The sequence below is a fragment of the Martinezella rhizogenes genome (assembly GCF_000799715.1).
In the GTDB taxonomy this organism is placed as follows: domain Bacteria; phylum Pseudomonadota; class Alphaproteobacteria; order Rhizobiales; family Rhizobiaceae; genus Rhizobium; species Rhizobium rhizogenes_C.
Window position 1 is genome coordinate 634027 of the sequence record NZ_JUHG01000013.1, and the last position, 21647, is coordinate 655673.

The following is a 21647-nucleotide window of genomic DNA, read 5'->3' on the forward strand; positions in this document are numbered from 1 at the left end:
AGTTAGAGCTTCTGTTGTCAGCGAACGTCAAGCGATTATTTCAAGAAAGGCTTTCACACGGGCAACTCAGACGAGGGCATCGTAATGTGTGGATGGCGCCCGCTTGGCAATGTGATTTTTGGAGGAAGCTTGCACGATCGCAATTTGATTTGAACGCGCTCGCCGTTAACCTCAATGGCATCTACGGCAAAGCCGTCCAGAACCAGATTTGCACCATGAAATCGGCGGCACATCTGCTGATCCTCGACTCAATCAGCAAGTACGTCTTCCAAAACAGCAGCAAATATAGATCAGAGCCTCCCTTTGAGCCATGTTCGAACCTTGCCCTGCCTGTTTTGAATGGGGCGCTTTGGAGGATCGACATGGTGTTATCAAGCGTGCGCAGACAAACGGCAGACCGGGGTGACCACATAGATCGTCAGAAGACTGGCAATCCCATGCACCGGGCGATCGGTACGCCAATGAGGACGCGGAGCGAAAACCCGAGAATGAAGCCGGCAATGGTCACAATGCTTGCCATCTCCACCAAGAATGTCACATTGCCGATATGACCGTGACTGGTACGAACCGGTCGTCGAAAAATGAAGGTGAATTCCCGCGGCGCACCTCATGACTGTTCAGCCACCAGACAAAGAAATGCGAGCAAGTGACGACCAACATCAGACATATCGCCAAACTTGCAGGAACCTCAGTCTCTTCGGTCTCGCGCGTGCTGAACAATAGCGGTTACACCTCGCCCGATCTGAGGGACAGGGTGGAAGCAGCCATTCGGACGCTGAAATACACGCCCAGCAAGGAAGCGCGTATGCTGCGCGGCGCGCAAAGCCGGATGATCGGGCTGATGCTGCCGTCGATTGATGTGCCTTTCTTCGGTATCCTGGCCCACGCCATCGAACAGGAATTGTTCCAGCGCGGCTATCAGACGCTGATCTGCAGCACGGCGGAAAACATGGATCACGAGGCGCGCTATATGTCCATGCTGCTCGCCCAACGCGTCGATGGCGTCATCGTCGCGAGCGCTTTCGGCAGGACCGAGCATTTCGAGGTCCTGCGAGACGCTCGCATTCCGATCATCGCCATCGACCGCGAGCTAAGCGGCATCGCCGACGAAGCCGTCATGGCCGATCATGAGGAAGGCGGCCGGCTGATGGCGCGCCATCTGATCGATCTCGGCCACCGGTCGATCGCCATCGTCGGCGCGCCCGCCCATAGCCAACCTGTCCAGCTTCGCCTCCGGGGCATTTCGGCGGAAATGGCGAAAAACGGGATCACGCCTGCCGCCGTGACCATGGCCGAGGAGCACAGCTTTGCCGCAACCTATCCATTGGCGCGAGATCTGCTGGCGACGCGACCGGAGATCACGGCGATCATCGGCACGAGTGATATCTCAGCGATCGCGGCAATCCATGCCGTCCTGGATCGCGGTTTTTCCGTTCCTGGCGATTATTCGGTGATCGGTTTCGATGACTTGCCGGAAGCTGCCTATGTCTTTCCCCGGCTAACAACGGTCGCGCAACCGATCCGCGATGTCGGGCAGCGGGCGGTACAACGGCTGGAGGCACTCATCGCGGAACAGCAGACCGAACATGAACCACGGCAGGCCACCGTCGTGAAAGTGCCGGTCACCCTGATCCAACGCGACTCCACCGGCCCCGTTCGCAGCTAAACCGGGCCGGGTCGATGGCGTGCCGAAAAGCTAAGGTCGCACGATGACCTTGATTTCGCCCGGTAACGGCGCGCTCCCCACCACGCCCGCGACCTCTTCGAGACCTATGGTCCTGGTCACCAGCAAGTCCAATTCCAACGCTCCGCTCGCGACCATGGCCGCGGCCCGCGAATGGGTGAACGGATTGAGATAGGCCGGCCTTATATCGATCTCGTTGACGAGCAGATCGAACGGCAGGACGGGTACCTCGACACCCGCCGGCGTCACCCCGAAAAGCACGAAGGTGCCGCCACGCCGCGCCATCCGCAGGCCGGTTTGCATGGTTTCGGGAACACCGGCGCATTCGATAACGACATCCGCGCCGCCGTGGGTGACATCTCGAACAGCGGCAACCGCGTCCGAGGCCGTCGGATCGAAGGCATGCGTCGCTCCGAGGTGCAGCGCGGTCTGGCGTCTCGTGAGCTGCCGCGTGAGCAAAATCACCTCGCTCGCCCCGGCCAATCGCGCCAATTGCACCATGAGCAGGCCGATCACGCCGCCCCCCAGGATTGCGACGCTGTCGCCCGGATGAATGCCGGCCTTGTCGATGGCGTGAAGGCAGCAGGCAAGCGGCTCGCAGAAAGCGCCATGCACGGGATTGAGATCGGCGGGCAGTGTGAATGCCTGTGCGCACGGCACCGCGACGTAGTCCGCAAACCCACCGTCTCGCGTCACGCCGATCGCAATCAAACCCTCGCACAGGTTCGGCCGCCCGCGCGTACAGGCATAACAGCGGCCGCAGGCAATATTAGGGTCGACGGTGACGAGCTCGCCACCGGCAAAGCCGGTGACGTCATCGCCCACGTCTTCCACGATACCGCAGAATTCATGGCCCAAGGTTACGGGGCGCGCCGTCGGATACTCGCCCTTGTACATGTGGCGATCGGAGCCGCAGATGCCGGCGGCGAGCACACGGACAAGCAATTCACCCGGCCGGGCAACCGGGTTTTCGACGTTGCGCATGGTCATGGACCCGATCGATTCCAAGCGGACAGCTTTCATTCTTTCTCCTCCTCACAGATGGACCTGCATTGCAGAACGATCAGCTCATGACGTTGCCGCCATCTACATTGTAGCACTGCGCTACGATGTATGCCGCATCGGGCCCGGCCAGGAAGGCAGCCATGGCAGCCTGTTCTTCGGCCGTGCCAAATCGACGAGCGGGAACGGCGGCAGCCACGCGGCGCTTCACATCGCCCGGCTGCAAACCTTCCCGACTTCCGAGTTTCGCATCGACGACGTCCCACATCGGCGTGTCGACGACGCCGGGAGCGATGGCGTTCACGTTGATCCCGTAGCGGATCAGCTCCAGAGCGCAGCTTTGCGTGATGCTGATGACAGCCGCTTTGGACGCGCAGTAAGCCACTGCCGGTCCCTCGCCGCGACGGCCCGCCTGAGACGAGAAGTTGATGATACGCCCGCCCTTACCGCGCTCCACCATATGTCGGGCGACCGCCTGCGTCATGAAAATCAGGCCCTCGACATTGACCTCGAAGACCCTGGCGGTGCGCTCGCGCGATATCTCCAGAATGGACTCGACCTCGTAAATGCCGGCTGCGTTGACCAGGATATCGATCTGGCCGACAGTATCTATCGAGAAGTCCACAGTGGCATCGATGCTGTCCTGGCTCGTCACGTCGAGCGGCACGCCCCAGGCATGGGGGCCGATCGCCTCCGCGACCCGTGCACATCGTTCACCATCCAGATCGGCCACGACAACCTTGGCACCTTCCGCGGCAAAGCGTTCGCAGACCGCTTTGCCAATGCCGCTCGCTCCCCCTGTGACCAATGCCACTTTGCCGGAGAGCCGATCCGTTTGTGCCTGTGTCATTGCGCTTCCTCCTTAACCGCATCGGTGCCGGTACAGATGGCAAGTGCGGCCGCTCTCATGCATAGCTTCATATCTGCTCCTCCCTTGAGTGGATCATGACTGGAACCGCCGTCTCCCAACGCGACCCAAACTGGTTAGCTGAACGCGGGGTTCATCTCCTTCGCATCCTCCAGAAGGACCGCCATGTCGGGGATGCCGTCGGTGGCCGTCGCGCCGGTCAGACAGCGAACCGCTGCGCCATGAGCGACGGCGCATATGCGCTCGACAGGCCAGTTCTCATGCAGGCCGTAGAGCACGGCGGCGCAAAAGGCGTCTCCAGCGCCAACCGTGCTGACGATATCGCCCGGATCGACGGACCGCGAACGTATGACGACGGGCAAAGCGCCGGGCGCAAACCAGAAGCAGATCTCCGGGGCATGGATGACCGCCCCTTTGGCGACGCCCACCGCAAGCAGGCGTTCGCCCGCTGTCAGAAGCTCCGCCTCAATCAGATCTCCCTTCGCGTCACGAATGGTAACGCCCGTCGCCCGGCCCGCTTCCATCTCGTTGATAACAAGGAAATCGCAGAAGGGCAGAGCGGCGCCAACCTTGGCCGCGAATTCAGGATCTTCGCTCGATACGAAATCGACACAGGTCGTCAGACCCGCGCCCTGTGCGGCCTCCAGCAGGCGCGACGCTCCCGATCGGCCATCCGCATCAAGCCGATCGAGACCGGGCAACAGCATCAGATAGCCGAGATAGAAGAGCCTGTAGCCGGCATTCGCAAAGGTGGCCGGGGAAACGAGTGCATCCGTAACCGCGTCGTTGGCGCCGCCATGATAGAAGAAGGTGCGGTTCTGACCCGGCACGTTCATGACATGCGTATGTGCCGTCGCGTGATCGGCAAGCACGGTCAACCCGTCGACATCGATACCAGCAGCGACCAGGCGCGACTTGACGATCTCCCCGTCAATATCCGCGCCGATGCATCCCGCTGCCGCCAGCTTTCCAGGAAAACCGAGCGAGGCCAGATCGGTGACGACATTGGCGGCCCCGCCGCCCACGCCCAGATCCTGATGCAGGATATGCGCGAGATTGCCCTGTTCGGGCCAATAGGACAGCGTATGAACGCGGTCGACGATGAAATTGCCCGCGCAAACGATGCCGCCCTGTTTCTGACTGTCGCGACCGTGAACCTCCTCCCCGGTCCGCATCAGCCGCCCGCCTCGTTCCAGAGCGGCCTGAGCGGCGGTTCGTCCTCCTCGATCGCGGCAAAACGCCCGATCGGCTCTAGAAAGAAGTTGTCGTTATTGTCGTCGTTGACCTGACTGACCTCGCCGACGAAAACGGGGCCGCCACCTTTCCTGCCGTAGAAGCGATGATAGAGTCCGGTCTGGATCGTCACGCTCTGACCGGGCGCGAGAACCAGCGGTTCCCATGCCGCAAGCTTGCGCGGCAATCCGTCGACGGGAACCGTGACATCGTCGTTCAGCACATTGCCGTCGGCGTCGGTCGCGGCAAATTCGATGACGAGATCGCCGCCGGCCCGGTTGATAATGTCTTCCATCTTCGCCGCATGACGATGCGTCGGCGTGACCTGGCCTTCCTCAACGAAGAGCAGCTTTTCGGCATAGGTGCGCTCGCCCTCAACGTCGACGATGCCATTGCGCAGGCAGAAGAGCACGAGGCCGCATTCGGCAAACCGGCCTGAGCCGAAATCGGTAACGTCCCAGCCGAGTTGATGAGCGCGCAGATAACTTGCCGCCTGCGGATTGGCGGTAAAATCCGCCGCCGTCCAATATCCCCAGTCCGGCAAGGACCAGTGCCAGCGTTCAAGGGTTTCGCTTGCCCGCCGAAGGGCCGCATTGATCTCGGAGCGCTTCATCGGACCACGGCTCCGTCATACTCAACCGGCACCACGATATCCTCACGCCCGGATTTGAGCGCCGCCGTCAGCACAGCATGATGCGCCTGTGCCTCGACCGGTGTCGCGCAGCCGAAACCATTTGCATTGCCTCCGGTCAGCTCATCGACGAAGGCCGCCCACATCTGCTGAATGGCATCGGCAAAGCCGAACTCGAAAATCTTACCGGTGATGGCCGGAAACAGCGAGCCATAGCCAAGATCCTCGGTGCTCCAGGCCTGCGTGCCGCCGGTATAGTCCATCCACTGCCATTGGCGCGGTGACTTGGTGCTGAAGAAGGCGCTCTTCTTCATACCGAGGATGCGAATGTACCAGGTGTTGGATTCCCCGGGCGCGATGCGCCAGGTTTTCAGCACCATCGGAAAATCCTGATCCGCCGTTCGTACCCGGCTGCTGATCGTGGCATTGTCCCAGGTGGTGCAGGGCAGCATGCCGCCCTTGCCGTCGGGACGTTCGGTGACCTTCTTGACCAATTGTGCATGCAGGGTGGTCGGGCGCCAGCCGAGACGCAGTGGCACATGCAGGACATGCATGCCGAGATCGCCCATGCAGCCATAGTCGCCGTTGATCTCAGCCATCCGCTTCCAGTTGATCGGCTTTTGCCGGTCGATATCCGAGGAGTGCAGGAAACCAGCCTCGACTTCGAGGATATCCCCCATCTCGCCGCTCTGCGCAAGCGCGATGACCTTCTGCGCGCCCGGGAAGAACGGCATTTCCGACGAGCAACGGACCAGAAGTTCCGGATGCTCGGCCAGAACCGCCATGATCTCGCCGTTCTGGGCCGCATCCATGCCGAAGGGCTTCTCGCCGAGCAGATGCTTTCCGGCCTTCAGGATGTCGATATAGAGCTGCTGATGCAGCACATGCGGCACGGCGCAATAGATCGCGTCGATCTCGGGATTGGCCAGAAGCTCCCTATAGTCGGCGGTGAACTGCCGAACACTCGGCACATGATCCCTGAACCAGTCGAGCAGCGTCGCATTGGTGTCGCAGACGGCGACGATCTCCGGCCGCGCCTTCACATCGGCCAGATGCAGCCAGCGCGCCGCGGCACTTGCAAATTCGCGCCCCATCAGGCCGCAACCGATAACACCGAAACGGAATATTTTCGTCATGACATGTCCTCCCCAAGCGCGCGTCAGGCGAGATGCAACGAGGCTTGCTCGACAGATGCATTTTCATGAACGATCGCCATTAAAGCCCGCGTCATACCGCCGGGATTACTATGCTGAATGACGTTGCGGCCGTAAACGATGCCGCGTGCGCCCTGCTCCATCAACTGCTTTGTGCGGCTCAGGATTTCCTGATCCGAAACACGGCCGCCGCCACGCACCAGGACGGGCAGACCCTGTGCGATCTCGATGACGCGGTGATACTCCTCGACATTGTCGCACGGGTCGGCCTTGATGATGTCGGCACCGAGTTCGGCTGCCTGACGCACGAGCGGCAGGATCTTGTCGATCGCGCCGTCGACCATGTAGGCGCCCTTGGAATTGTCCTGCATGACCAGCGGCTCGACCATCAGCGGCATGCCGTAGATCTCGCATTCACGCTTCAGGCTGTTCACGTTGCGCACGCAGGCGCGATAGACTTCGGGCTGGTCTGGCAACATCAGGAGATTGACGACGACGCAGGCAGCATCCAGTGCCACGCCCTGCTCCACCGCCCTGTCGATCATTTCGGAAAACAGCGCCGACGGCAGCGGATTGCCGTAGATGTTGGCGATGTCTGTACGCAGCACGAGCGCCGGGCGCTGCTTGCCCGGAATGGCCTGCAGAAGCGGCGCGGTACCGGGCGGAAGCTGGATGGCATCAGGTGCCGCATCCGCGATCACCTTGATGGCCGCTTTCATGTCCTCGATGCCAGACAGGAAAGTTCTCTCATTGAACATGCCATGATCGATGGCGACATCGAAGCAATTTCCGGACACGCCAAAAAGGCGGTTGAGCCGCGCGGATTTCATGAAGTTCCTCCCAATGTGGTAACGTTTCCACATCGACATTAAGGAACCGAAATGGCAAGTCAAGTCAAATGCGGTATCGTTTCCACATTCGCCCATTTCCATGTCTCGGCCTGTCGAGGTGGCCAGCCGCCGAGGCACGGACCACGCAGCAGATCAATTTCCAATCACGCTATTGTGGCGGGGTGGGCGCAGACAAGTCTCGCATTTTAGTGGTTCCTCGACATAGGGTTAAGGCGTCTTGCCCGTATCGGAGTGCCGCGACATCGAAACGTTCCCAAGAGAAAAGAACTTTCCCGCCTTCCGGTTTGTAATTCCGCTTTGCATTTCACTTGCCTGCGCCGGTGCGGCAAAAGCCGATGACGCGCCAACCTATGGGGCCGAACTGCAAGGCTTTAACTACGGCTACAAGGTGGAAACCTATAGCTTCACCTCACAGCGCCAGTCCCTCTCCATGCGATACATCGATATCCGGCCCGATCATGGGAATGGCCGGACGGTCGTCCTGCTGCACGGCAAGAATTTCTGCGCCGGCACCTGGGGAGCGACGATCGACGTTCTTGCCAAAGCGGGTTACCGGGTTGTCGCCCCGGACCAGATCGGCTTCTGCAAGTCGACCAAGCCGGAGCATTATCAATACAGCTTCCAACAGCTTGCTCGAAACACCCATGCGCTTTTGGAAAGCCTCGGCATCAGCCGCGCGACGATCCTCGGGCATTCGACCGGCGGCATGCTCGCCATCCGCTACGGCCTCATCTATCCGCAAGACACCGAGCAGCTGGTGCTGGTCGATCCGATCGGCCTGGAAGATTGGACGAAAAAGGGTGTGCCGCCGGTCGGCGTCGACGACTGGTATCAGCGCGAGCTGAAGACCTCGGCCGACAATATCCGCACCTACGAGCGAAATACCTATTATGCCGGTCAGTGGCGTCCGGAATACGAGACATGGGTGCAGATGCTGGCTGGCATGTATCGCGGACCCGATAAGGACATCGTCGCATGGAACTCGGCGCTGCTCTACGACATGATCCTGACCGAGCCCGTCGTCTACGAACTTGGCGATCTCTCCATGCCGACGTTGCTGATGATCGGCGACAAGGACACGACGGCCATCGGCAAGGATTTTGCGCCGGCGGACATCAGGCCACAGCTCGGCCGCTACCCCGAACTGGCCAAGACGACCATGAGAGCGCTGAAGCACGGAACGCTGGTTGAATTTCCGGACCTCGGCCACGCCCCGCAGATCCAGGATCCGGACGCGTTCCACGCCGCACTCCTAAAGGGTCTCGGTGCACTGAAATAGACATGTGCCGCCTTGAAAGGGTTAGAGCCGAAACCGGCAAGTTCAATTGAATTCGCCGGTCAATCGTTCTCCTGGTGCAATGGCTACAATGCCTGCATGCGTTACTCATCCGGTCTCAGCCATCGCGATCACTTTTCCGCGGGCACGAGCGCGACGGCCGCTTCCGATGTCAGCATCCGGAAGGTGAAGGTCTCCTGCAGATATAGTTCAACGACTGTGCTGGAGTGACTTAGGTAGCCGATGGAAATATCCTGGCCGATATCCAGCTCAAAATCACCGCCGCGGGTTGTGAGCACGAACCCTCCCTTAATGGCCGGCGCCCAGATGATCCCTCCGTCCACGACGCGCTCGATATGATGGAAGACCGGATAGCCGTCGTCGCTGCCGCCGCTGGCTGCGGTATATGCATCAGCGCCCAAAACAAGCGCGTAAGGGCCGTTGACACCAGCCAATCGCAATTGGCTTACCGCCTTGGCGACCGCATCCGGATACCCCTTCACATTGGAAGGCAGTGATAATACCGGATTACTGCTACCTTCGCGAATTCCCTGAATCCCCGCCGCGGCATATCCATCGAAGACGGAGCGATCTTCGGCAAAAGCGATCTTCCGCGCGGCGTCCTTGACGGGCGACCAGTCCGAATCTTCGGCGCCGCGTTCCACATCGTCGATCGCCTGGCGCGTCAGCTTGAACGGAACGCGCAGCTCGACGAGTGCCTTCACTTCGCGTTGCGCGGTCTGGACCCCATCGCCAGGTCCTGGAATAGGCTTGAGATGGCCGGTGCCGACCGCTGATAGTTCGATACCCTTTGGATCCTGCACGTCCACCACCCGACGCGCCGCCAGGTGACGCTTGAGCGTGCGAGACGCCTCCTCTTCGATTTGCGCCCACGCGCTGCCAGAGATGGGTGCCAGCTCTCGATAAAGATTATTCATGGCCTGCCTCATTTTTTAAAGAACCAATACCGAGCGAGCCGTCGCCTGGGGACGATCGCGACTGAACCTTATCCACCGCCTCTGGCTCTTTCGAGCTCGGGGCAATAACCGATGGCGACACATCACCTGCTACTACATCGTCCAGGAACGTCGCCGTGGGCACGAAGAAAAGCGTTCCGGTCACCGCGCGGCTGAAGTCGAGTAGCCGGTCGTAATTTCCCGGTGGCCGACCGATGAACATGTTCTCGAGCATCTGCTCTATCCTGCGTGGCGAGCGGGCATAGCCGATGAAATAGGTGCCAAACTCCCCCTTCCCGACCTCGCCGAACGGCATGTTGTCACGCACGATTTCCAGCTGCTCTCCGTCCTCGATGATGGTCGTCAAGGCGTTGTGTGCGTAGCTTGGCTTGGCGGCATCATCCAGTTCGATGTCGGAGAGTTTCATTCGGCCGATGATTTTTTCCTGCTCCGCGACGGGCACCTCGTTCCACCCTGTCAGGTTATGAAGATATTTCTGCACGATCACGTAGCTGCCACCGGCAAAGGTAACGTCCTCCTCGCCGATGATCGTGGCCTTGACCGCGTCCTGATCCACCGGGTTCTCGGTTCCATCGACGAAGCCGATCAGGTCGCGATCGTCGAAATAGTTGAAACCGTGCACCTCATCCATCACCGAGACTGCGCCGGCGAGCCGCGACATGATCTGTGTCGCCAGTTCAAAACAGAGATCCATACGGGTGGAACGGATGTGGAAGAGAATATCGCCTGATGTCGAGACGGCATGATGCCGGCCGCGAATCTCGCGGAACGGATGCAGGTCCTTTGGCCTTGGCACTCCGAAAAGCCGGTCCCATGCATCGGAGCCAAACCCCATGACGCAGGACAACCGGCTTTCGAGATCACGAAAACCAACCGCTCGCAGGAGTCCGGACAGATCGCCACACAAGGCGCGAACGGTCGCGTCATGCTGCAGGCCGGGATTGACGGTCACGACGAGAAATATGGCTGCGCGCGTCAGCTTTGCGACAACCGGTTGTGAAACGGCGGATGGGGAGCTTGCGTCCATGGTCAATCCGTTTGCTATCCTTGCTTTGAGCGCGGCCCGCTCGACGAACAAAAGCCGCCGGAAAGGTCGAGTTGAATCTTTTTCACTCGACGCACAATATATGTATCACACAGGCAATAGCGACAGCATCGACCATCATTATCGGTCAATCCATGTCGCGAAACGCATGCCCATCCGCTTCAACACCTTCCACGACGCTCGGAGGCAGCAGATCCTGTCCTGCTGTGCCATCGAAGACCCAGTCTTTCGGATCGGCGAAATCTGGGAGAGCCGCGCCTGTGCGCACATAGAGGCCCATGCCGGGCTTCTTGACGTTGATGTAGAGATCATATTCTGGCATCGCTGCACCCTTCCTGGGTTGGAGGCGAGGTTGACGTGGGAGACGCCCAGCCTCCCAATGACCAATGTGATTAAGGGACCAATGTGACTGAGGCAGCCTGACCGGCTGCCTCAAGGCATTCATCACAGATTGACGGGCCGTCCGGATTGTTCCTCTTCTAGGGTCACGGCAATGTCGGCATTCGCGGAGAGACGAACCTTGTCGCCTTCAACGCCTGCGACGAAGCCGAGTTCGATATAGTGATGATGCCCTTCATGGCGCCCGAAACTGTCGCTCTTCTTGAGTTTGATGCGATCGCCTTCCAGGCGATCCACCGTTCCGACGTGCACGCCATCAGCGCCTATGACTTCCATATTTTCCTTGATTTTGTCCGTCATTGCAGTTTTCTCCTTCGTTGAGCTGTTGCCTCGGTAAAACATTGCCAAATGACCGTATGGCGATGCGAGCGAGATTGTCCCCGACGCCATGAATGAAACGCATTGTCGAGGTGCCGGTTCAAACAAGGTCCATCTCGTCCTCTTCCACCATTGCCGGCTTCTTTCCATTGAATGTGAGACCTTCCTTGCCTGCGGAAAGCTTCACAGTCGAACCGTCGCGCACATCCCCCGCAAGAATCATTTCCGCCAGCGGATCCTGCACGTAGCGCTGGATCACGCGCTTCAGCGGACGGGCGCCATAGGCAGGATCCCACCCTTTGTCAGCGAGCCAGTTCCGCGCCTTCGCATCGAGCGTGAGCTCGATCTTGCGATCATCCAGGATCTTCAGCAACCGCGCGAACTGAATTTCGACGATCTGCCCCATTTCACTCTTCTGCAATCGGTGAAACAGGATGATCGCGTCGATGCGGTTGAGGAACTCTGGACGGAAGTGCGCGCGCACCATCGTCATGACCTCACCGCGCACCACGCTCGTCTTTTCGCCCTCCGGCTGGTTTACGAGATACTCCGCGCCGATGTTCGAGGTCATGATGATCAGCGTGTTGCGGAAATCGACCGTGCGACCTTGACCATCGGTCAGGCGGCCATCGTCGAGAACCTGGAGCAGGACGTTGAACACGTCCGGATGCGCCTTTTCGATCTCATCGAAGAGCACGACCTGATAGGGCCGCCGCCGCACGGCTTCCGTCAGCACGCCGCCTTCGTCATAGCCGACATATCCCGGGGGCGCGCCAATCAGCCGCGCGACGGAATGTTTTTCCATGAACTCCGACATGTCGATGCGCACCATCGCCGTTTCATCATCGAACATGAACTCTGCCAATGCCTTTGCAAGCTCTGTCTTACCGACACCGGTCGGGCCCAGGAACATGAACGAGCCGATCGGACGGCTAGGATCCTGCAAGCCGGCACGCGCGCGCCGGACGGCGGTCGACACCGCGCGCACGGCCTGCGCCTGGCCGACGACGCGCTTGCCAAGCATCTCCTCCATATGGAGAAGCTTATCCTTCTCGCCCTCGAGCATCCTGTCGACCGGCACGCCTGTCCAGCGCGACACCACCTGCGCGATATTGTCGGCGGTCACCGTTTCGGTGATAGAGGAATTCTCGCTGGCTTCGACGGTGGCAAGCTTCTTCTCAAGTTCCGGGATCGTACTATAGGCGAGTTCGCCAGCCCGCTGATATTCGCCGGTGCGCTGGGCATTGGCGAGTTCGGTGCGAAACTGTTCCAGCTCGCTCCTCATCTTCTGGGCATCGGAAAGCTTGCCCTTCTCCGACTGCCATTTCGAGGTCAGGTCAGCCGACGCCTTTTCCAGCCTGGTCAACTCCTCGCCCAGTGTCTTCAACCGGCTCTTGGAACCGGCATCCGCCTCCTTCTTGAGTGCCTCTTGCTCGATCTTGCGCCGAATGATCTCACGGTCGAGAGAGTCCAGTTCCTCCGGCTTTGAATCGACCTGCATCTTCAACCGGGCCGCGGCCTCGTCCATCAGGTCGATGGCCTTGTCCGGCAGGAAGCGGTCCGTGATGTAGCGGTTCGACAGCGTCGCGGCCGCCACCAGGGCGGAATCCGCGATCCGGACCCCGTGATGGAGTTCGTATTTCTCCTTCAGCCCGCGCAGGATCGAGATCGTATCCTCGACCGTCGGCTCGGGCACGAACACCGGCTGGAAGCGCCGCGCAAGAGCCGGGTCCTTCTCGACATGCTTGCGGTATTCGTCAAGCGTGGTGGCGCCGACGCAATGCAGCTCGCCGCGTGCCAAGGCCGGCTTCAGCAAATTGGACGCATCCATCGCGCCGTCGGTTTTGCCGGCACCGATCAGCGTGTGCATCTCATCGATGAACAGGATAATTCCCCCCGCGGCGGAAGTAACTTCCTGCAACACGGCCTTTAGCCGCTCTTCGAATTCTCCGCGATATTTCGCACCGGCGATGAGCGAGCCGAGGTCGAGAGCGAGCAGCTTCTTGTCCTTCAGGCTCTCCGGTACATCGCCGTTGACGATCCGCAATGCCAGCCCCTCGACGATGGCCGTCTTGCCGACGCCCGGCTCGCCGATCAGCACGGGATTGTTCTTGGTTCGCCGTGAAAGAACCTGGATCGTGCGGCGGATTTCCTCATCCCGTCCGATGACGGGATCGAGCTTGCCGTCCCGCGCGGCCTGCGTCAGATCGCGGGCATATTTCTTTAGCGCGTCATAGGCATTCTCGGCTGACGCGCTGTCGGCGGTGCGGCCCTTGCGCAAGGCGTTGATGGCGGTATTGAGCTGTTGCGGATCAACACCTCCCTGCGCGAGAAGTTTTCCAGCTTCGCCGTGCTTGTCGGCGGCGAGTGCCTGCAGCAGCCGTTCCACCGTCACGAAGCTGTCGCCTGCCTTCTCCGCTGCCTGCTCCGCCGCGGTAAAGAGGCGCGCGGTCTCGGGCGCAAGGTAGACTTGTCCGGCTCCGGCACCCGTCACCTTGGGCAACTTTGCCAAAGCGTCTTCGGTCGCGCTGAGGATCGCGCGCGAATTGCCACCCGCGCGGTCGATCAGGCCGCCGGCAAGGCCCTCACTGTCGTCGAGCAGGACTTTCAGAATATGGAGAGGCGTAAATTGCTGGTTTCCTTCCCGCGTTGCAAGCGACTGCGCCGACTGGATGAAGCCTCTCGCACGATCTGTATATTTTTCAGCATTCATTGAGCCACCTCCCCGGACGCATACCAGCGCTGCTGTTTCAGGGATTCTTTGAGCAACGGGCGTGCCAGTTCGAGCGTGCAATGAAATCAAAAGGATATGGCCAAGCGGCGATCCGATGCGGACAATATGTCGGGACGAGACAAGACAAAATGTCCGTGAGAGGTCAGGGCGTCAGTGTGCTTCCGGCAGCCAGACTGTGAACGTCGTGCCTTTGCCGGGTTCGCTCCCGACCGAGATCCTGCCGCCCTGTCGCGCCATCAGCATCTGACTGACTGAGAGGCCAAGCCCCGTGCCTTCCCGGGTTTTGGTGGTAAAAAACGGATCGAAGATTTTCTGCATCACGTCTGGCGCTATCCCCATGCCCGTATCCTCGACCTGGATGGCGACCCCCGCATGCCCGTCCATGTCGGAGTCGATTGTACGCAAGGTCAGCCGCCCACCATTCGGCATAGCGTGAATGGCGTTGACGATCAGATTGACCAGAACCTGCTGCAACTCCGTTCGGTTCATCATGATCGGCCGCAAGGCGCGATCCTCCCTTTCAAGCGTGATCGTCGTCTTCTTGAGCAGATGCTGGACGAGCGGCAATGTGTCGGAGACGATACCGGCGGCGACATATTGGTCGGAATAACCGGAATACTCCTGTGGTTTCGCGAACTGGAGAAGCTTGGTCACAATCTCCGAGATACGATGCATCTGCTGATCGATAAGGCGAAACTCCGTACTTGCATTGTCGGCATCGGATCCCATCAACTCGCGGATCACTTCGAGATTGCCTTGCATGACCGCAATCGGATTGTTGATCTCATGAGCGACCCCCGCCGTTATCTCGCCGATCACCGCCAGCTTCTCGGACATGACGAGTTGCTTCGTCGTCGTCTCCAATTGCCGGGTTGCATCGTGCAGTTCAAGCGCCCGCTGCTCGACCCGCTGATTGAGATCTTCGTTCAATTGACGCAGCTCGGCGTCGCGCTGTTGGGTGAGATCGAGCAGATGGTCGAGATGAAGTGCCACCTGGCCGATCTCGTCCCTGTTTTCGACAGGACCGGTTCGCGCGGAGAGATCACCGCCTTCCACGCGCGCGATGGTGCCGGTCATGCGCTCGAGAGGCTTGAAGATACTCCGCGCCCATATCAGGAACAAGGGAACGGTTGCGGCGACAGCGATCAGGAATGCGGCTACGATGGTCAGCAATGTCTCGTATTTTGCCTGGGTAATCGGCTTTTGGAGAAACCCCGCATAGAGCATGCCGACCCGGCGGTTGTAACTGTCGAGGATCGGCTCATAGGCTGAGATGTACCAGTCATTGACGACGAAGGCGCTATCGAGCCACGTTCGCCCCTGGTCGAGCACGGCGTTGCGAACCTCAGCGGAGACACGCGTACCGATAGCCCGACGGTCCTCGAACAAATGCACATTGGTGCTGATGCGAACGTCATCGAGGAACAGGGTGACCGTCCCATGGCTGCCTTCGGGCAGACCCGAGCCATGATAGATGAGGTCGTTGATCGTATCGACGAAGGCGAGGTTTTGGTTGAGCAGGACACCGCCGACCAGGGCCGCACGCCGGCCGTCGGGTAGTATCAGGGCGATCGCCGACTGGAGAACCAGACCGCGTGTTTCCTCGGTCAGTTTGGTGGCGGCACTCCCAACGGTCGGAACGATATCAATGCGTGCCCGTTGCGCGAGCTCCGGCGATATCGCAGCAAGCTCGGCTCGCTCGAAGACATCGATGCTCGTCTTTGAACGGCCTTCAAGGGCCGAGCCGATGGCTGGCCAGTTCCAGCGGATGGGCGGGGAACTCATCGGGTAGCCGCTGACGATGATATGTCCGTCATCGCCGACAACATAGAGGAAATCGAACCTGCGTCCCAATGCGGTCCCCTTGAGAAAGGCCGCAAAGTTGCCGTTTGAGCCATTGCCTTCTTGAAGCAGCGCCTGAAACCGGGCTGATTCACTTACGGAAAAAAGTTGGCCCTCCGTATTTTCAAGGATCCGAGCCAGAAACTGATGGGCGATCGTCAGATCGTCATTGACCTTGGAGACGGTCATGGCATCGAACCGGCTATTCCAGCGGTAGATGCTGATGCCAAGCAGAAGTGGCAGGATGACGAGCATCGGGACAAGCGCGATCGCCAGCAGGCGGTGACGCACGGATCTTTTCCCGATCATCATGCCGGGCACGCGTTTAAACATGCCAACTTACGCATTTGCGGTCGACCGTCTTGCGCGAGATACCCAGCCGGCGGGCCGCTTCTTCGCGGTCGCCACCGACCTCGCGCAGGACGGACAGAATGTGCCGCCGCTCGATCTCCGCGAGGCTCTGCCCCCCACTATCGCCATCGTCGCCATCGGCGATCCTTTCGATGTCTTCCGGAAAGCCGCCAAGGATCACCGTTCGCTCGATCAGGTTCCGCAATTCCCGGATATTCCCCGGCCAATCATACCGCGCGAGTGACGCGCGAACCCTGTCATCGATCGCGATCGGAGGCATGCCAAGCTGCTGGGCAAATTCACGCATGAAAAGCGTTGCGAGCTCCACCACGTCGTCGCCTCGATCCTTCAGGGGCGGCAGATGAATCTGCATCACATTGATGCGAAAATAAAGATCAGCGCGGAAGGCGCCGGCCTCGACACGCTTTGGAAGATCGGCGTTGGTGGCAAAGACAAAACGCGCGTCAAACGGAACTTCGCGCTCCGAGCCGACCGGCCGCACGCGGCGATCCTCCAGCACACGGAGCAGCTTCGTCTGCAGCACATAGGGGAGTTCACCGATTTCATCGAGAAACACGGTGCCACCATGCGCATGCATGAACAGCCCTTCGCGGGCTCTCCCCGCACCCGTGAAAGCCCCCTTCAAATGACCGAACAATTCACTTTCGATCATATCCGCGGGAATGGCGCCGCAATTGATCGGCACGAAAAGCTTGTCGGACCGGTTGGAAAGAGAATGAAGCGAACGGGCAGCGACCTCCTTTCCCGTTCCGGACTTGCCGGTCAGGAGGACGGAGGTCGGCAAGGGCGCAACGCGTGCGATGGTCTCGCGGACATGCTGGATCGCCCTGGATTCGCCAAGCAGCTTGTTGCGCAGAAAGATCTGATGCGATGGCGATTTCAGCTCCTGGCGCAGGACTTCATTCTCGCGCTGCAACCGCATCCGGTCGAGACAGCGCGCCACGGCATTCAGCAATTGGTTCGAGCGGAACGGCTTTAGAATAAAATCGACGACACCGGCGCGCAGGGCTCCAATCGCGGTATCCAGATCAGCATATGCAGTCATGAGAATAACATCGGCGAAAAAGCCGATCATCCGTTGCTCGGCAAGCCAATCAAGGCCATTTTGACCCGGCATGATGTTATCGAGAATGACGACGTCGAAATTCTGCTCGTCGAGTTTGCGCGACGCCTCTTTCGTGTCTGCCGCTACTTCAATCAGCTTGCAGCGTGGTAGGAGGATCTTGACCAGGAAATTGCGTATGCCTGGCTCGTCGTCAACGATCAGGATCGATGCCTGGGCCAGCCACGGCCCAAACTCCGGGTCTGTGACAGGCCCGGCAGTATCATTGGTTCGATCCTGTGACATTCAAGTTCCCTCCGACGTCAGCCAACTGACGGGTTAGCATGACGATTTGCGCAACGGTAGATTACATCGGTGTCGCAACTTCCGCCGGGCGACAAACGGGCCGGGAAAATTGCAAGTTTACCGCCAACCAGCCGAGGGCATCGCTAAACCGAACGTTCCTGCATATCCTGGCGCAACTGCGCGAGCGCCCGGCGCATTCCATGAAGCTGATCCATCAGATGCAGGATGACGTCGATGCCTTCGTCGTTCGCTCCGAGATCCTCCTTCAGCTCCCGGATGAACCGGGCGCGCGCGATATCGATGTCGGAGAATCCGATCCCACCGGTCACCTGCTTCTTCGGGATGAGCCAGCGCTGCTCGAGCCAGAATTCCAGCGTCTGAACCTGAAGGCCCGAAGAGGTCAGAAATTCCTGCTTGTTCATCATGATGTCCTATCTTCACGCGGATTGAAATCTTTCCCGGCGCTCCAGTTCGACACGAACGCCTCGAGTTCGGGATCCGGGGATTTCGGCAGAACCACTTTCAACCTGACAAACTGATCGCCCTGACCGCCGCCGCGATGAGGCGCGCCCTTGCCTTTCAGGCGCAAGGTCGTGCCTGTGTTCGATCCCTTTGGCACCGCCATGGTGACATCTCCGGTCGGGGTGGAAACACGGATACGCCCGCCGAGAACCGCTTCGGACAACGAAATCGGCAACTCCAGGGCGATATCGTCACCCTCGCGGGTGAAGCGCCGATCGGGCAAGACCTCAACCTCGATCAGGGCGTCCCCGGAAGGCCCCTTGCCGGCACCAGGCGCACCCTTGCCCTTGAGGCGAAGGACCTGTCCATCCACCAAACCGGGCGGTATCTTCACGTCGAGCGTGCCGCCGTCCGGTAATGTCAGGCGCTTGTTGGCGCCCACGATCGATTCCACGAAATCGATCGGCAGGCGAAAGTGCATGTCCTGCCCGCGCCGGTTTGCACGTCCTCTTTGGCCGCGCCTTAGAAGCTCGGCAAAGGCATCGTCGGCATCCATGAAGTCAGCAAAGCCGGCAGTATCCGCATAAGGATGTCCCTGATCCGACCCGGCAAAATCCCGATAATATTGATGCTGCTGCCGCTCCGCGCCCGAGGCGTCGATCTCGCCACTGTCGAAACGTTTCCGCTTCTCGACGTCGCTCAGCAAGTCATAGGCTCCCGCGACCTCCTTGAATTTTTCCTCAGCTGTTTTGTCGCCGGGATTGAGATCCGGATGCAGTTTCTTCGCAAGCTTGCGGTATGCGCTTTGCATCTCGGCCGCAGACGCCGTCGGGGCAACACCGAGAACCTCGTAGGGATTTTTCACAACTTACTCCGGAAGAATCTTATTGATCGCGAAACATGCACACCGGTCGAACAGGGGGCGGCCGGAAGTATTTCCCCGGCCACCGCACTCAGTTGAGCAACCACCCGTCAAGCGGGGGTCCAGCTACGGCGAGGTCTTCTTGTCATCGTCGTCCACCTCGGTGAATTCGGCATCGACGACATCGTCATTGGCGGCCTGAGCTGCGCCCGCATCTGACGGGCTCTGCGCCCCTGCTTGGGCAGCCTCCGCCAGTTTCATCGCTTGCTGTTGCAAAGCGCTCGCCTTGGTGCTGATCGCGGATGCGTCGTCGCCTTTTATCGCTTCGCGCAGATCCGCCATGGCATTCTCGATCGCGCGGCGATCCGCCTCCGACAGATTTCCACCATGTTCCGCCACGCCCTTCTCGGTCGCATGCAGCAGTGCTTCTGCGGAATTTTTTGCCTCCACGGCCTCCTTGCGCTTCTTGTCTTCGACGGCATGCGCTTCCGCGTCCTTGACCATTCTTTCGATGTCGGCCTCCGACAGGCCGCCCGAGGCTTGGATCTGGATGCGTTGCTCCTTGCCCGTGCCCTTGTCCTTTGCCGAGACGTTGACGATGCCATTGGCATCGATGTCGAAGGTCACGTCGATTTGCGGCATGCCGCGCGGTGCCGGCGGAATGCCCATCAGGTCGAACTGCCCGAGCATTTTATTGTCGGCGGCCATTTCACGCTCGCCCTGAAAAACGCGGATCGTGACGGCGTTCTGGTTATCCTCGGCGGTCGAGAATACCTGGCTCTTTTTGGCCGGCACGGTGGTATTGCGCTCAATGAGACGCGTGAAAACGCCGCCCAATGTTTCAAGGCCGAGCGACAATGGGGTTACGTCGAGAAGCAGAACATCCTTGACGTCACCTTGCAGCACGCCGGCCTGGATTGCCGCGCCGACCGCAACCACCTCGTCCGGGTTGACACCCTTATGCGGCTCCTTGCCGAAGATCTTCTGCACGATCTCCTGAATTTTCGGCATTCTGGTCATGCCGCCGACCAGCACCACCTCGCTGATCTCGTTTGCCGTAAGCCCCGCATCCTTGAGCGCGCTGAGACAGGGTTCGATGGTCCTCTGGACGAGATCTTCAACCAACGACTCGAACTTCGCCCGCGTAATCTTGACCTGAAGATGCTTCGGTCCGGTAGCGTCCGCCGTAATGAAAGGCAGATTGACTTCGGTCTGCGTGGATGTGGAAAGCTCAATTTTCGCCTTCTCCGCCGCTTCTTTCAAACGCTGCAGAGCAAGCTTGTCCTTTCTCAGATCTATCCCTTGCTCGCGCTGGAATTCATCCGCCAAATAGTTGACGAGGCGCATGTCGAAATCTTCACCGCCCAGGAAGGTATCGCCGTTCGTCGCCTTCACCTCGAAGACGCCGTCGCCAATATCGAGAATGGAAACGTCGAAGGTGCCGCCACCGAGATCGTAAACCGCGATCTTGGCCTGCTTCTTCTTTTCGAGCCCGTAGGCAAGGGCGGCCGCCGTCGGCTCGTTGATGATGCGCAGGACTTCCAGACCGGCAATCTTGCCGGCGTCCTTCGTTGCCTGACGCTGCGCGTCGTTGAAATAGGCCGGCACGGTAATGACCGCCTGGCTCACCTTTTCGCCAAGATTGGCTTCCGCCGTTTCCTTCATCTTCTGCAGGATGAAGGCCGATATTTGCGACGGCGAGTAGGTTTTGCCCTCGGCCTCGACCCAGGCATCGCCGTTCCCGGCCTTGACGATTTTATAGGGAACCAGTCCCTTGTCCTTCTCAACGGTCGGATCGTCGTAGCGGCGGCCGATCAAACGCTTCACGGCAAAGATCGTATTGGTGGGATTGGTCACCGCCTGCCGTCGGGCCGGCTGCCCAACCAGGCGCTCACCGTCGCTTGTAAACGCAACAATCGAAGGCGTCGTACGCGCGCCTTCGGAGTTCTCGATAATGCGCGTATTCTTACCTTCCATAACGGCTACGCAAGAATTGGTCGTTCCCAAATCGATTCCGATGACTTTGGCCACCACATTTCTCCTCTTTAGATTTTAGATTTAGATTTATGGTCCTATTCCATATCTGTTTGGTTCTTTGACGCGGTAAGAGCCCGAGTTCTAAGATCTACGAAGGGCGCGTCTGCCTCCTGCCGCATCTTCGCTGGCTTCCCCCCTTGTGTTCTCCTTGGGTTCTTCGCTGCGTCGAAACTGGCCCACCCCTGGGGAGATATCCCTGAAAACAAATCGATCACGACAAGGTTCCCTCGCCTCAGGTTCTGCAATCGAACCATTTTGTCTTGTCCGGCGCATTCGCGTGCTATGATGTTTCCCCCTGCACTAACAGCGCTTCGATATTCCCCACCCATGAAAGGCAGCAACAGGCGTGCCAGTTTGCGAGGAAAGTAATTTCAATGGGTTAGGGCGGGCAGTCAGGCAAGAAGGGACAAGATGTCCTTGCGGGTCCAGACAAATTGTCCGTGCCGAATTGGGGAGTGCAAAGAGGTACCGTCTATTGGCAAGGGCACTTTCGTTGTCAGACGGGACAGAATATCGGTCGCTCTTTCACCAGGCTGCGGACAGTTTCTCCCG

19 protein-coding genes are annotated in these 21647 nt (G+C 59.5%); 3 read left to right on the forward strand and 16 right to left on the reverse strand.

All coding sequences use genetic code 11. The annotated features are described in order from the left end of the window. Positions 1 to 14 precede the first annotated feature (14 nt). Entirely contained in the window at positions 15 to 551 is a 537-nt protein-coding gene (locus EX00_RS14860) for a hypothetical protein (protein ID WP_155294071.1), read from the forward strand. Between the two features lie 95 nt (positions 552 to 646). Continuing rightward, positions 647 to 1666: a LacI family DNA-binding transcriptional regulator gene (locus tag EX00_RS14865; RefSeq protein ID WP_047459096.1), complete on the forward strand. Its 1020-nt coding sequence runs from the start codon at positions 647 to 649 to the stop codon at positions 1664 to 1666. Between the two features lie 30 nt (positions 1667 to 1696). On the opposite strand, the gene EX00_RS14870 is transcribed toward EX00_RS14865, so the two are convergent. The 6 genes from EX00_RS14870 to EX00_RS14895 all read right to left on the reverse strand — a co-directional run bounded on the left by EX00_RS14870 (position 1697) and on the right by EX00_RS14895 (position 7402). Continuing rightward, entirely contained in the window at positions 1697 to 2707 is a 1011-nt protein-coding gene (locus EX00_RS14870) for a zinc-dependent alcohol dehydrogenase family protein (RefSeq protein WP_047459097.1), read from the reverse strand. A 40-nt stretch (positions 2708 to 2747) separates the two neighbouring features. Then, positions 2748 to 3536 carry an L-iditol 2-dehydrogenase gene (locus tag EX00_RS14875; protein WP_047459099.1) on the reverse strand — a complete coding sequence of 263 codons (789 nt, stop codon included), beginning with the start codon at positions 3534 to 3536 and terminating at the stop codon, positions 2748 to 2750. Between the two features lie 134 nt (positions 3537 to 3670). Next, positions 3671 to 4729 (reverse strand): carbohydrate kinase family protein, encoded by a 1059-nt coding sequence (locus EX00_RS14880; protein WP_047459101.1) that lies wholly within the window; start codon positions 4727 to 4729, stop codon positions 3671 to 3673. Beyond that, a complete protein-coding gene (locus EX00_RS14885; RefSeq protein ID WP_047459103.1) occupies positions 4729 to 5400 on the reverse strand; it encodes a D-lyxose/D-mannose family sugar isomerase in 672 nt (223 codons plus the stop codon). The genes EX00_RS14880 and EX00_RS14885 overlap by 1 nt, the downstream gene beginning before the upstream one ends. Then, positions 5397 to 6554 carry a Gfo/Idh/MocA family protein gene (locus EX00_RS14890; RefSeq protein WP_047459106.1) on the reverse strand — a complete coding sequence of 386 codons (1158 nt, stop codon included), beginning with the start codon at positions 6552 to 6554 and terminating at the stop codon, positions 5397 to 5399. Before EX00_RS14890 ends, EX00_RS14885 begins: the two co-directional genes overlap by 4 nt. Before the next feature lie 23 nt (positions 6555 to 6577). Continuing rightward, complete coding sequence (locus tag EX00_RS14895) at positions 6578 to 7402, reverse strand: class I fructose-bisphosphate aldolase (protein WP_047459108.1); 825 nt, start codon at positions 7400 to 7402, stop codon at positions 6578 to 6580. Positions 7403 to 7712: 310 nt separating this feature from the next. On the opposite strand from EX00_RS14895, the gene EX00_RS14900 reads away from it, so the two are divergent. Next, positions 7713 to 8702 carry an alpha/beta fold hydrolase gene (locus EX00_RS14900; RefSeq protein ID WP_052210770.1) on the forward strand — a complete coding sequence of 330 codons (990 nt, stop codon included), beginning with the start codon at positions 7713 to 7715 and terminating at the stop codon, positions 8700 to 8702. Positions 8703 to 8830: 128 nt separating this feature from the next. Here EX00_RS14900 and EX00_RS14905 read toward each other — a convergent pair whose 3' ends face one another. From EX00_RS14905 to dnaK, 10 genes are all read right to left on the reverse strand, one after another. After that, complete coding sequence (locus EX00_RS14905; RefSeq protein ID WP_047459111.1) at positions 8831 to 9637, reverse strand: family 1 encapsulin nanocompartment shell protein; 807 nt, start codon at positions 9635 to 9637, stop codon at positions 8831 to 8833. After that, positions 9630 to 10703, reverse strand: coding sequence for a Dyp-type peroxidase (locus EX00_RS14910; protein WP_047459114.1), 1074 nt, complete (start codon positions 10701 to 10703; stop codon positions 9630 to 9632). The genes EX00_RS14905 and EX00_RS14910 overlap by 8 nt, the downstream gene beginning before the upstream one ends. Positions 10704 to 10848: 145 nt before the next feature. Further along, on the reverse strand, positions 10849 to 11043 hold the full coding sequence (locus EX00_RS14915) for a hypothetical protein (RefSeq protein WP_047459116.1): 195 nt from the start codon (positions 11041 to 11043) through the stop codon (positions 10849 to 10851). 122 nt (positions 11044 to 11165) lie between these two features. Next, the gene (locus EX00_RS14920; RefSeq protein ID WP_047459118.1) at positions 11166 to 11420 is read right to left on the reverse strand and encodes a DUF2171 domain-containing protein; all 255 of its coding nucleotides are present in this window, start codon (positions 11418 to 11420) and stop codon (positions 11166 to 11168) included. 118 nt (positions 11421 to 11538) lie between these two features. After that, on the reverse strand, positions 11539 to 14151 hold the full coding sequence (clpB, locus tag EX00_RS14925) for an ATP-dependent chaperone ClpB (RefSeq protein ID WP_047459120.1): 2613 nt from the start codon (positions 14149 to 14151) through the stop codon (positions 11539 to 11541). A 171-nt stretch (positions 14152 to 14322) separates the two neighbouring features. Then, entirely contained in the window at positions 14323 to 16347 is a 2025-nt protein-coding gene (locus EX00_RS14930) for a sensor histidine kinase (RefSeq protein ID WP_052210745.1), read from the reverse strand. Further along, positions 16340 to 17734: a sigma-54-dependent transcriptional regulator gene (locus EX00_RS14935; protein ID WP_047459126.1), complete on the reverse strand. Its 1395-nt coding sequence runs from the start codon at positions 17732 to 17734 to the stop codon at positions 16340 to 16342. Before EX00_RS14935 ends, EX00_RS14930 begins: the two co-directional genes overlap by 8 nt. A 143-nt stretch (positions 17735 to 17877) precedes the next feature. Next, complete coding sequence (locus EX00_RS14940) at positions 17878 to 18156, reverse strand: chaperone modulator CbpM (protein WP_047460349.1); 279 nt, start codon at positions 18154 to 18156, stop codon at positions 17878 to 17880. Continuing rightward, a complete protein-coding gene (locus EX00_RS14945) occupies positions 18156 to 19061 on the reverse strand; it encodes a DnaJ C-terminal domain-containing protein (protein ID WP_047459129.1) in 906 nt (301 codons plus the stop codon). Before EX00_RS14945 ends, EX00_RS14940 begins: the two co-directional genes overlap by 1 nt. 123 nt (positions 19062 to 19184) lie before the next feature. Then, entirely contained in the window at positions 19185 to 21089 is a 1905-nt protein-coding gene (gene dnaK, locus EX00_RS14950) for a molecular chaperone DnaK (RefSeq protein ID WP_047459132.1), read from the reverse strand. Between the last annotated feature and the right edge of the window lie 558 nt (positions 21090 to 21647).